Here is a 10,296-nt window from a genome sequence, read left to right as displayed (position 1 = left end):
CCGACTACTATCACCAGGGTCTTTTGGGCTGGGTGGAAGGGGACCACGTGGTGGAGATCAACATCCTGGGGTCCGGGGAAGCGAACACCTTCCTGCGCGGCGGCCCGCTGGACCCGCTCACGGCCGTGGCCGCCGATGCCGTCCACGCCCGGATGGTAAAAGAAGCCCTGGCCTTTACCCAGCGCTCCCAGAATCTGCTCTTTGAAGGCAGGACCCTGGACTTTTTCGACATCTTTAAAGCCCCTTCCAACGTGAAGGGCACAAACTAAAAACGATGCCTCCGGCGGCGAGGTGTGCCACCTCGAAAGCAGGTTGCGAATGCGCTTTCCCCTTCGTTCCTCAGGGAAAATCACATTCGCTATTGATTCAGATTAAACTGAATCTGTTTTTTAAACTTTTTAAAAGTTTAGCCCCCGGCAGGGCCGCCGGAGGCCATCTGCGCCCTCCGGTAAGAGCCCCGCACTTTTTTTCTACGCAAATCCCATGGTTTGAGCTACTATGGCAATAACCATGGGCCACCCCGACAATCCGACCCCATGGCCCCATTCAACCGCCGAACGGGCGCCCAGAAATGAGTATCTTAAACACGCGCCCCGACAAAACACGCCAGCCAGACACCTTAAATATAAAACGCTCCCATCACCCTTCGGGGCTCCTCCCCGAACAGACAAGGATATGCCATGAACCGTTCCGACAGAATGCTTCGCTCCCTGGTCTATTCACCCGTCGACAACCGGGAAGGGTACGACACCCATATTCCCATGATGAGCCGCATCGTGGGCGGAGCCGTCCGCTCGATGTTTCAGTACAAGAACATCCTGAAAGAGATCTCGTCCATGCCCGGAACCTCCTGGGCCCAGTGGTCCCACGACGCCCTGGAGGCAGGCATCACCCGCCCCATCCGCACCCACGCCCAGGTCGCCTCCATGCGGGGGGACAACCCCGACACCTTTGTCTACTCCGATGAGCTGGTGGAGCGCCTCTACGCCTCCATGCTCCGGGACCTCACCGGAGAGTTCATGGACAGGGCCGGCCATTTTTCCGAAGAGAAGGCCCAACAGGTAATGGTCACCAGCGCCCTGAGGAGGCGGTTCAGCCAGCAGGTGGAGAACTTCCGCTACCTGGAGCTCTCCTACGGCTCCTTCGGCCTCTCGGCCTTGAAGGCGTTGCGGGAACTCCTCACCACCCTGGTCATGGCCGTCACCGAGGAGCGGACCGACGACCCCCTGCCCTACGCCGAAGGGGAGACCCTCCCCTTTGAAACCTACCTGGCCATCGCCCGCAAACGCCTGGAGAACCTGTTCAACCACAACGCCTTTTACATCAAAGACTTTTCCGAACGCACCACTGGCGGCATCATCGGGGTCTCCCCCTACGAGGAGGTCAAAGGCTCCCGCCTGGGCCCCTGCACCCTCCGGAGGTACCTCTCTCCTGCGGGGGCCAAGACCCCCGACCGCATCCTCTACCTTGCCAGCCCCTTAATCAACAAACCGGACATCTTTGACCTGGCCCAGGGAAAATCCGTGGTGGAGGCCCTTCTGGCCCGGGGCTTCCGCATCTACCTCAACGACCCCGGAGAGCCCGGGGAAAAGTCCGACGGGCTGGACCTCGACTTCTACGGGAAAACGGTCCACGACCACAACATTGAGCTGATAAAAAAGGAGAATCCGGGGGAAGAGATCTGTGTGATGGGATACTGCATGGGGGGAACGCTGCTGCTTCCCTGGCTGGCCCGAAGGGCCGAAGAGAAAAAAGCGTTGGGGCAGCCCATGGACATCGTGAAAATCGCCCTCATGGCCTCGCCCATCCGCTTCAACGACGGCATGAGCGGCCAGGGTCCCATGCGGGACGTCATCCGCCACGATTACGACCCGGCCCTTATTGCAGAGATGTACGGCGGGGTGGGGGTGCCCCCCCAGATCATTGATGCGGGCATGAACGAAATCCAGCCCGGGGTCAGGTACTTTGTGAGGCGGGGGTTTTACCAGCGGGCGGGAAAAGCCGAAGAGCTTCTGGAAGCGGCCCCCTTCTTTTACTGGCTCACCCACGGCACCCGGTTCGGCACACGCTCCCACCTCACCTGGATCGGTGATCTCTTCATGGGCAGTGCCATTGAAAAGGGGGAGTACCCCCTCTCCTCCAGCGTCCCGGAGCTTCACGGACAGCCGGTCTCCATGAAGGCCCTCTCCCACATGGGGGTGGCCCTTTTTGACTACCGGGGGAAACGGGACCCCATTTCACCCCCCGGTGCCTGCGTGGCCAGCGAGCTCTGGGGAACGGAGAAAAGGCGAACCGAAACAAAGGGGGGGGCTGAACCGAACCATTGAGAAAAACGCAGGCCACATCTTCGTGGTCAGCCGCCGGCTCCTCTCAGAGTTCATTGAGAGCGTGGACGCCTTTTTCCACGGGGGGTAAGGCCCCCCGGAAAAGCCTCTCAGAGGGCGGCTCCTGTCTCCCGGATGAAAATCTTGTGGTCCACCAGGGAGAGGGATTCGATGGCCCCTTTGATGAAGCGCTGCTCACCGAAAATATTGATCAGCTTGAGCTCCCCTTCGTCCGTGGGAACGGCCACGTCCACCGATTCCATAATCAGTTTCGGCTCGCCGTCGGTAATAATATAGGCACTGGCTTCACACATGGGCTACCTCCGTTTACGCTATCAAAAATGCCGGTCTCGCATTCTCATATGGGAACCGCCGGATGGGCGGTTCCCTGCGAGGGCATCAGTTCAACAGGGTTTTCAACCCTGATTCAATCAATTCATCCACAAGGTGAGGCAAGGGGGCCTTGTGCACCCCCACCACCTCCACGTTGTCCTGGGACAGGGGGAGCAGCACCTTTCTGGCCGCACAGCCGGAGATAGCCTCGGCCATGACCGGGGTCACCTCCCCCATGAGGGCATGGGCCATGACAATCCCCAGGGGACCCGTGGCCACATCGCAATTCTGCACGCTTCGGACGATGGCGTTCTCACCGGAGGCCCCCCGGTTTGCTCCCGCCTTGAGCATCTGCGCCGTGGCTACGGCGTTGGTACCCAACGCAATGATCTCCACCTTTTCGGCGAACAGATCCTTGATTCGTCTGATGATGGCGCTTCCGATGCCGCCCCCCTGGCCGTCAATGACGCAAATTCTCAACATGGCGAATTCTCATTTGTCTGGCGGTCGATAAAAAATGCCGTCGCAACCCGTGACAGCCCAAAGCCCTAACCCCCTTCGTTGCATACCCATTGGTATCAAACCCGCCTCCCTCCCGTCAATGCCGTCGCGTAAAAATCGCACGCCCGAAACCGGTGACACAGCGTCCCTGAAAAAGGGACTTTGGGGTACCCCGCCCAGGCGGAGGTGCCCTCCTCGCCATGGCCGCCCTTTTGCGGTGAGGCCCGATGCAGGGGAAACCGGTCCCGTTTTTTCCTTTCAAGAGGAATCAAGAGTTGAAAAAAAATTGATATTCCGGCAAAAATGAGGATTCAAATGAAGGACGAGCTCAACAAGGTCTCCTTTTTCAAGGCACCGCCTGCAGAGGAAAGATCACGGGTTCTACGTGGTTCGAAACGCCCTTTTGCAGCCGAAGCGCCCTCGCCTGACAACCCCATCGTGCCGGATTCCACGGGGAGGAAAAGGGTCCTTGTCCTTGCGTCACCCACTATCGGTTCGGTTCCGGCGGCCGTGACACATTCCAAACAGCGTGCTGTTCTATGTCTTATATCGATGCGTTACAACTCACACGGGACCCCTTCGCCGACTACGTGGACGAGGCCTCGTTTTTTCCTTATACAAAGCTCACCGAAACCGTCGCCTTTGTGCGCCGTCTGGTGGAGGCCCCCCACAACGTGGTCCTCATCAGCGCCGACCCGGGCGGGGGAAAAACCCTTCTGGTCAAGCAGGTCCTGGCTGTGGACGAGGAGAACTGGCGTGTCTGTACCCTCCAGCTTCCCACCGGGGGCGAGCCTTTGCGGGCCTACACCATGGTGCGGGAGGGCCTGCCCGTGGTCATGGTGGACGATGCCCACGGCCTGGAGCCCGACGCCCTGGCCGCCCTCATCAAACTGACCACGGACGAAGGGGAGCCGCGCCAGTTCAAGCAGGTGATTCTGACGGGGCTGCCCCACACGGCCGCCCTTCTGGACACCCTGCGCCACCTGGTCCCCGGCCACGAGGGCATCCGGGAGGTGCCCCTGCCCCCCATGACCCTGGCGGAAATGAAGACCTACCTGGCAGGACGCCTGCGGTCCGCGGGCCATACCGGAGAGCTGCCCCTCACCGACGGCCAGGTGATGCGGATCCACGTCAACTCCGGGGGATTCCCCGGGCCGGCCAACGCCGAAGCCGCCAAGGAATTGGCCCAGGAACATGCCGGAGGGCCCTCCACGCCGCCGCCCAGAAAAGGGCTGCTGGGGCGATTTTTCAAGCGATAAGCATGCGCAGCCGCATCGGAACAAACGGACATCGGGTGCGTGTGATCTATAACGATTGATGCGACAGCATGATACGGGTTTAATGATTCGCCGGATGCCTTGTACGTATTTAGTCCTTAATGCTTCGCTCCCTTACCATCCAGACGGGGCCGCCCGGACAGGGGCTGGCCCACCACCGGAGACGCCATGGAGATCCTTGACCTGTCTGCCCCTTTGGACACCGACACCGCCTGGGCCCCCTGGTGGGCCCGCACCCGTGTCAAACGGCAGGGCCACCGCTTCGGCGCCCTGTCCGTCTTTCTTCTCACCCGCCTTACCCCCCGCTTCCTTCGCCGCCGCCTCGGCTGGGCCAACGACACCCTCACCCTCTCCTCCCACGGTACCACCCACCTGGACGCCCCCTGGCACTACGCCCCGGATGCCGGAGGCAAGCGGGCCATGACCATCGACGAGATCCCCCTGTCCTGGTGCGTTGCCCCGGGTGTCTGCCTCGACATGAGCCACAAAAAGGACGGTGAGGCCATCACCGAAGCCGACATCACGGCCTGGGAAGAGGCCCAGGGGATCCCCATCACCGCCGGGACCATCGTCCTCATCCGCACCGGCATGGACCGGCTCCTGGGGAACCCCGCCTACTTCACCTCCGGGCCCTGGGTGACCCGGGAGGCCACGGCCCTGCTCACCGGCCGCGGGGTCAAGGTCACGGGCATCGACGCCTGGGGCTGGGACGGGCCCCTGTCCCACATGGCACGCCGCGCCAGAAGCGGCCAAGGGGAGTTCTGGGAGTCCCACTACCAGGGAGCCGATACCCCGTACTGCCACCTGGAGAGGCTGGCGGGTCTCCACCGTCTGCCGGCCGAAGGGTTCACCGTCTGCTGCTTCCCCTTAAAGGTCAAGGGGGGCTCTGCCGGACCGACCCGTGCGGTGGCCCTCATGCCCGCAGAGGGCGAAGGGGCCCTCCCATGACCACTGCCCGGGAGCCCTTTCACCGCCTGTTCCGTTTCCGCAGCGCGTCCCAGGTCCTGCTCGCTGCCGCCCTTCTCATGCTCCTTTGGCCGCACGGGGCCCGGGCCACGGCCCTGGATGTGACCCGCCTTAAAGCCGGCATCTCCCCGGGCCCGTCCCTGCTCTGGTATGCCGACGCCGAAGGGACCCTCACCGTCACCGAGGCGGCTCGGGGCCAGACCCCCTTTGCCCCTTTGGAGACCCTGAAATACTCCTTCGGGTTCATGGAGTACCCCCTCTGGGGCCGCCTGACCCTTGCCAACCGGGGCACGGCCCCCGTCACGTCGGTCGTCGCCATCAACTACCCGCCCCTGGATGAGGTGATCTTCTACCACCCGGGCCCTGCAGGGTTCCGCAAGCAGGTGAGCGGAGACACCCACCCCTTTGCCGAGCGGCCCCTGGCCCATCCGGCCATCGCCTTTCCCGTCACCCTCCCCCCGGGAGAGACCACCGTCTTTCTGCGCATCACCACCCGAGGGGCCATGACCCTTCCCGTAACGGTCTGGAGCGCCGACGCCTTTGCCCGGGCGAGCCTGGCAGGGATGCCCCTGGCGTGGCTCTTTTACGGCATCATGCTGGCCATGGCCCTTCACAACCTCTTTGCCTTTCTGGCCACCCGCCAGCGCACCCGGCTCTACCTTCTCCTGTTCACCCTCGCCATGACCCTGCACTCCATGGTCCACGCCGGCCACGCCTTCCAGTTCCTCTGGCCGGAGTCCCCGGAATGGGCCAATGTGGCCAACCCCCTGCTGCTTTCTGCCGCCACCTTTTTTGCCCTGCTCTTCTCCCGGGGCTTTCTGGGGACCCGCGCCCTCTGCCCGGACCTGGATCGCCTGGTCAAGGGAGGGCTGCTCCTCTGCCTCGGCCTTACGGCCTGTGCCCCGATCATGGACTACCACATCATCAGCCAGTGGGTCACCGTTGCGGGCATCACCACCATCGTCGTGATGCTGACAGGGGGACTGGTGATGTACCGCAAAGGGGTGCGCACCGCACGGTTTTACCTGGTGGCCTGGGTCTTTTTCCTTGCCGGGTGCGCCCTCTCTTTGGGGGGCCTTTACGGGGTGGTCCCCTTGACCCCCGTCTCCCGCTGGGGGGTGGAGATGGGCTACGGCCTCCTGATCCTGCTGCTCACGCTGGGCATGCGCGACAAGCTCCGCAACCTGGAGGCCGAGCACAACGAGGCGGTCAAGGCCCTTCAGGAATCCGAGGAGACCTATCGCAGCCTGGTGGACAACGCCAACGACGGCATCGTGGTGGAGGTGGACGGTGAGATATCCTATGCCAACGCGGCCATCATGACCATGTGCGGTTACGAGGGAGAGGCCTTCTACGCCCTGCCCGTCAGCGACTTTTTTATCGACACGGACAAGGGGCGGGACGTCCCCGGCCAGTACGAAGCCCGGATCCGGCACCGGCAGGGGGCCGGCATCGACGTCATCATCTCCGAGACCGCCATCGCCATGGGCGGTCGCCGGGCCACCCTTGCCATCGTCACGGACATCACCCGGCACAAACAGGCGGAGGAGAAGATCAGCCAGCAGAACGAAGAGCTCACCGCCCACCGCAACCGCCTGGAAGAGTTGGTGGCCGAACGCACCGCCCAGCTGGAAAAGGCCATCGGCAGCTCCGAGCTGGCCGTGGAGGAGGCCAAAGAGGCGGCCATCACCAAGAGCACCTTCCTGGCCAACATGAGCCACGAAATCCGCACCCCCATGAACGCCATCATCGGCATGAGCGACCTGGTGATGCGCACCGACCTCACCCCCCGCCAGCGCGAGTACCTGGGCATCATCCGCTCCTCTTCGCGCTCCCTGCTCCAGATCATCAACGACATTTTGGATTTTTCCAAAATGGACGCGGGCAAGCTCCGCTTTGAAGAGATCCCCTTCCGCCTGGCCGAGGTGGTGGAGGCCGTCACCGACCTGTTCATCGAGAGCTGCGTGCGAAAAGAAATCGAGCTGGTGGTGGACATCGACCCGGAGGTCCCCGACGAACTCCTCGGGGACCCCTTGCGCTTTCGCCAGGTTTTGGCCAACCTCCTGTCCAACGCCTTTAAGTTCACCGAGACCGGTGAAATTGCCATCACCGCCACCTGCGTCCGGCGGGACGAGCAGCACGTGGAACTCTTTGTCGCCGTGCGGGACACGGGCATCGGCGTGGACCCCAATCGATCGGACCGCCTCTTCGAGGTGTTCAGCCAGGCCGACGGTTCCACCACCCGCAAGTACGGCGGCACCGGCCTGGGCCTAGCCATCTGCCGCAACATCGTGGAACGCATGGGAGGGGCCATCTGGGTGGAACAGGTCCACGGCGGGGGGAGCCGGTTCTGCTTCACCGCCCGCACCCGGTTCATGGACCGCGACATGCCCCCGGCCCTCATCCCCGATGAAATGCGCCGGGGGGCCGTGCTCCTGGTCGAGGACAACGCTGCCACGCGAACCGTCCTTACCCGGACCCTGACGGGCTTCGGCTTCACCGTGGTGGAGGCCAGAAGCGGGGAAGAGGCCTTAAAGCACTTTCGAAAGGGGAGTTACCCCCCCTTAAGCCTTGCCGTCATCGACCTGCAGCTCCCCGGCATCAACGGCATCGACACGGCAACGGACCTCAGCAGAAGCGGCGGGGCGGGCAGCCCGAGGGTGATCCTCACCGGCCCCTTCGGGCGGGAAGAGGAGGTGGTGCGTGCCCGCCGCAGCGGCTTTGCCCATTTCCTCATCAAGCCCGTGAAACCCTCGGCCCTGTTCGACGCCGTCATGGAGATCTTCGGAGCCCCCCGGGCCGTGGCCAAACCCAAGACGCCCTCGGCCACCTTGAGCGACTTAAGGGGCCTGTCCGTGCTGCTGGTGGAAGACAACCCCGTCAACCAGATGGTGGCAAGGGAGCTCCTCAAAGGGTGGGGCATTGCCGTAACAACGGCAACAAACGGGCTGGAAGCGGTAAAGCACGTGGAGACCCACGCCTTTGACCTGGTGCTCATGGACCTTCAAATGCCCATCATGGACGGCCTGGAGGCCACGGCCATGATCCGGGACAACCTGGCCATGCCCGAGCTGCCCATCATCGCCATGACCGCCCACGCCATGCAGGGAGACAAGGAGCGCTGCCTCCACGCCGGCATGGACGACTACGTCTCCAAACCCATCCACCGGGAGCGCCTCTTTGAGGTGATCGCCCGCCACACCGTGGGCGGAACCTTCCCCGACGAGGCCGAGGCCCCCCACGCCGGGGGATGCGTCCTCGATTTCGACGCGGGGGTGGAGCGCCTGGGCTCCGTGACCCTCTACGACCGGGTACTCCTGAGGTTCCGGTCCGAATACCAAGGCTTTCCCGGTAAACTGACCGCTCTCCTTGCCGCCTCGGACCTTGCCGCCGTGCGCATGGAGGCCCATGCCCTCAAAGGGGTGGCGGCCAACATCGCTGCAGATATCCTCTCAGCCGAGGCCGCGGCCATGGAGGAGACCGCGGCCCGGGAGGACCTTTCAAGCGTCCGGGAGCTGGGGCCAGCCCTCACCAAGGCCCTCTCCCATGTCCTGTCCGCCATCGAGACCCTGGGCCGCCCCCCTTCCCCCACCGACGAAAAAGCCCCACCCTCCGAAGGCGATCACGACAAGATGGTGGCCCGCCTCCGGGCCGATCTGGCCGAAGCCGACCCCGTGGGCTCTTCGGAGACCGTCGACGAACTGATCCGATTCCTGCAGGGGGAGAAAGAGACCGAAGCCCTGACCGCCATGCGGGAGATCGCAGACCTCATCGACGCCTACGACTTTGACGGGGCCGAAACCCGCCTTGCCCTGCTCACCGGATGATGGCCCTTTCCATCTCCGGCGGATTTGTGGTAGAAAACGAAGCCCCCATGGGGGGCTTAGGCCATGCAGGCCACCTTCTTATCCGCAACAGCAAAAAGACGACCATCAGCATGACGAACCCAACACGTATGACCCGGCAGGGGTTCCCCTTTGCCTTTGACCCCTCCGCCTGCGAGACCTGCGGGGGACGCTGCTGCAACGGCGAGTCCGGCAACATCTGGGTCACCAGAGACGAAAGCCGGGCCTTAGCCGATGCCCTGGGCCTGACCCTGGACGCCTTTACCCAGGGCTACCTGAAAAAAGTGGGATACCGCACCTCCATCGGGGAGCGGCGGGAAGGGGAAAACTACGCCTGCCTTCTCTATGATAGGGAAAAAGGGGGGTGTACGGCCTACGGGGCCAGGCCGGTCCAGTGCCGCACCTTTCCCTTCTGGGACTACTTTCGGGAGAGGCCGGAGGAAGCGGCGGCAGAATGCCCGGGCGTTATCCTTGACGAAAACGGCCCGGACCAGGGGTAACAACGAGGAAAAGGGGTATGGCGGCACAAGGGCCGATCAGGCAAGGGAGATGGTAAGGGGCACCACATGAAGGGCTCGAGAGATCTCCCGGGTCCGGCCGATGCGCCAGTCTTCGCACTGTGCGGCATCGCCTAAAGCGGCGTCGATCTTTGTAACCAGCCCCTTGAGATTGATCAGGGGGTGCCGGGTAAAGACCTCGGGCAACCCGTAGGTCAGGCTGCACACAAGACACTTGCCCGGCCTCTGGGTGAGATGCAGTTCAAACTCAAGGGTCTTGTCTCCATGGCCGGCATAAACCAGGGAGATATCGTAGGCCCCGTCTTCGGCATCTCCGTAGAGTGCTTCAAAAAACTGGTCGGATAGATCAGCCGGAAATAACTCAGCGAGAAGGTCGTCAGTAAACAGAGGCCGAAATGTGTCCGTGGTCATGGGTGGGTGCTCCTTGGTCATGTTTGGTTTGCGTTACAGGTGATCCCGGGGAGTTACCCTTAGGATCCCACATGATTTTTGAAGGAAAGAAACCATATACCATGGAAAAGCCGGCGGTCAA

General features: G+C 62.8%; 9 protein-coding genes. 6 read left to right on the top strand and 3 right to left on the bottom strand.

What is annotated here, in order from left to right; translation table 11 throughout:
- Together BLQ12_RS27605 and BLQ12_RS25795 are read left to right on the top strand one after the other, a co-directional pair.
- Positions 1-269: hypothetical protein (locus BLQ12_RS27605; RefSeq protein WP_175470073.1), on the top strand; the 269-nt coding region annotated here is incomplete at its 5' end.
- A gap of 411 nt (positions 270-680) precedes the next feature.
- Positions 681-2,327 carry an alpha/beta hydrolase gene (locus BLQ12_RS25795; protein ID WP_092215704.1) on the top strand — a complete coding sequence of 549 codons (1,647 nt, stop codon included), beginning with the start codon at positions 681-683 and terminating at the stop codon, positions 2,325-2,327.
- 107 nt (positions 2,328-2,434) lie between these two features.
- Here the strand turns inward: BLQ12_RS25795 and BLQ12_RS25790 are convergent, their stop codons facing one another.
- Positions 2,435-2,638 carry a CooT family nickel-binding protein gene (locus tag BLQ12_RS25790; protein ID WP_092215702.1) on the bottom strand — a complete coding sequence of 68 codons (204 nt, stop codon included), beginning with the start codon at positions 2,636-2,638 and terminating at the stop codon, positions 2,435-2,437.
- Between the two features lie 85 nt (positions 2,639-2,723).
- On the bottom strand, positions 2,724-3,140 hold the full coding sequence (locus BLQ12_RS25785) for a DUF3842 family protein (protein ID WP_092215700.1): 417 nt from the start codon (positions 3,138-3,140) through the stop codon (positions 2,724-2,726).
- Between the two features lie 557 nt (positions 3,141-3,697).
- Here BLQ12_RS25785 and BLQ12_RS25780 point away from each other — a divergent pair.
- From BLQ12_RS25780 to BLQ12_RS25765, 4 genes are all read left to right on the top strand, one after another.
- Entirely contained in the window at positions 3,698-4,417 is a 720-nt protein-coding gene (locus BLQ12_RS25780) for a hypothetical protein (RefSeq protein ID WP_092215698.1), read from the top strand.
- Between the two features lie 186 nt (positions 4,418-4,603).
- Positions 4,604-5,383 carry a cyclase family protein gene (locus BLQ12_RS25775; protein WP_092215696.1) on the top strand — a complete coding sequence of 260 codons (780 nt, stop codon included), beginning with the start codon at positions 4,604-4,606 and terminating at the stop codon, positions 5,381-5,383.
- Positions 5,380-9,228, top strand: coding sequence for a response regulator (locus BLQ12_RS25770; protein ID WP_092215694.1), 3,849 nt, complete (start codon positions 5,380-5,382; stop codon positions 9,226-9,228). The genes BLQ12_RS25775 and BLQ12_RS25770 overlap by 4 nt, the downstream gene beginning before the upstream one ends.
- Positions 9,229-9,254: 26 nt before the next feature.
- On the top strand, positions 9,255-9,746 hold the full coding sequence (locus tag BLQ12_RS25765; protein WP_217640410.1) for a YkgJ family cysteine cluster protein: 492 nt from the start codon (positions 9,255-9,257) through the stop codon (positions 9,744-9,746).
- A gap of 36 nt (positions 9,747-9,782) precedes the next feature.
- On the opposite strand, the gene BLQ12_RS25760 is transcribed toward BLQ12_RS25765, so the two are convergent.
- Positions 9,783-10,175 carry a pancreas/duodenum homeobox protein 1 gene (locus BLQ12_RS25760; protein WP_092215692.1) on the bottom strand — a complete coding sequence of 131 codons (393 nt, stop codon included), beginning with the start codon at positions 10,173-10,175 and terminating at the stop codon, positions 9,783-9,785.
- Between the last annotated feature and the right edge of the window lie 121 nt (positions 10,176-10,296).

The organism is Desulfoluna spongiiphila (assembly GCF_900101345.1).
Taxonomy (GTDB): Bacteria; Desulfobacterota; Desulfobacteria; order Desulfobacterales; family Desulfolunaceae; genus Desulfoluna; species Desulfoluna spongiiphila.
The sequence above is the reverse complement of the archived record's forward strand: the minus strand, read 5'-3'. Positions and strand labels throughout refer to the sequence as shown.

What these genes read in the sequence shown, in the direction of transcription:
- BLQ12_RS25795 (WP_092215704.1), top strand. Translation starts at nt 681, where the DNA reads ATGAACCGTTCCGACAGAATGCTTCGCTCCCTGGTCTATTCACCCGTC.
- BLQ12_RS25790 (WP_092215702.1), bottom strand. Translation starts at nt 2,638, where the DNA reads ATGTGTGAAGCCAGTGCCTATATTATTACCGACGGCGAGCCGAAACTG.
- BLQ12_RS25785 (WP_092215700.1), bottom strand. Translation starts at nt 3,140, where the DNA reads ATGTTGAGAATTTGCGTCATTGACGGCCAGGGGGGCGGCATCGGAAGC.
- BLQ12_RS25780 (WP_092215698.1), top strand. Translation starts at nt 3,698, where the DNA reads ATGTCTTATATCGATGCGTTACAACTCACACGGGACCCCTTCGCCGAC.
- BLQ12_RS25775 (WP_092215696.1), top strand. Translation starts at nt 4,604, where the DNA reads ATGGAGATCCTTGACCTGTCTGCCCCTTTGGACACCGACACCGCCTGG.
- BLQ12_RS25770 (WP_092215694.1), top strand. Translation starts at nt 5,380, where the DNA reads ATGACCACTGCCCGGGAGCCCTTTCACCGCCTGTTCCGTTTCCGCAGC.
- BLQ12_RS25760 (WP_092215692.1), bottom strand. Translation starts at nt 10,175, where the DNA reads ATGACCACGGACACATTTCGGCCTCTGTTTACTGACGACCTTCTCGCT.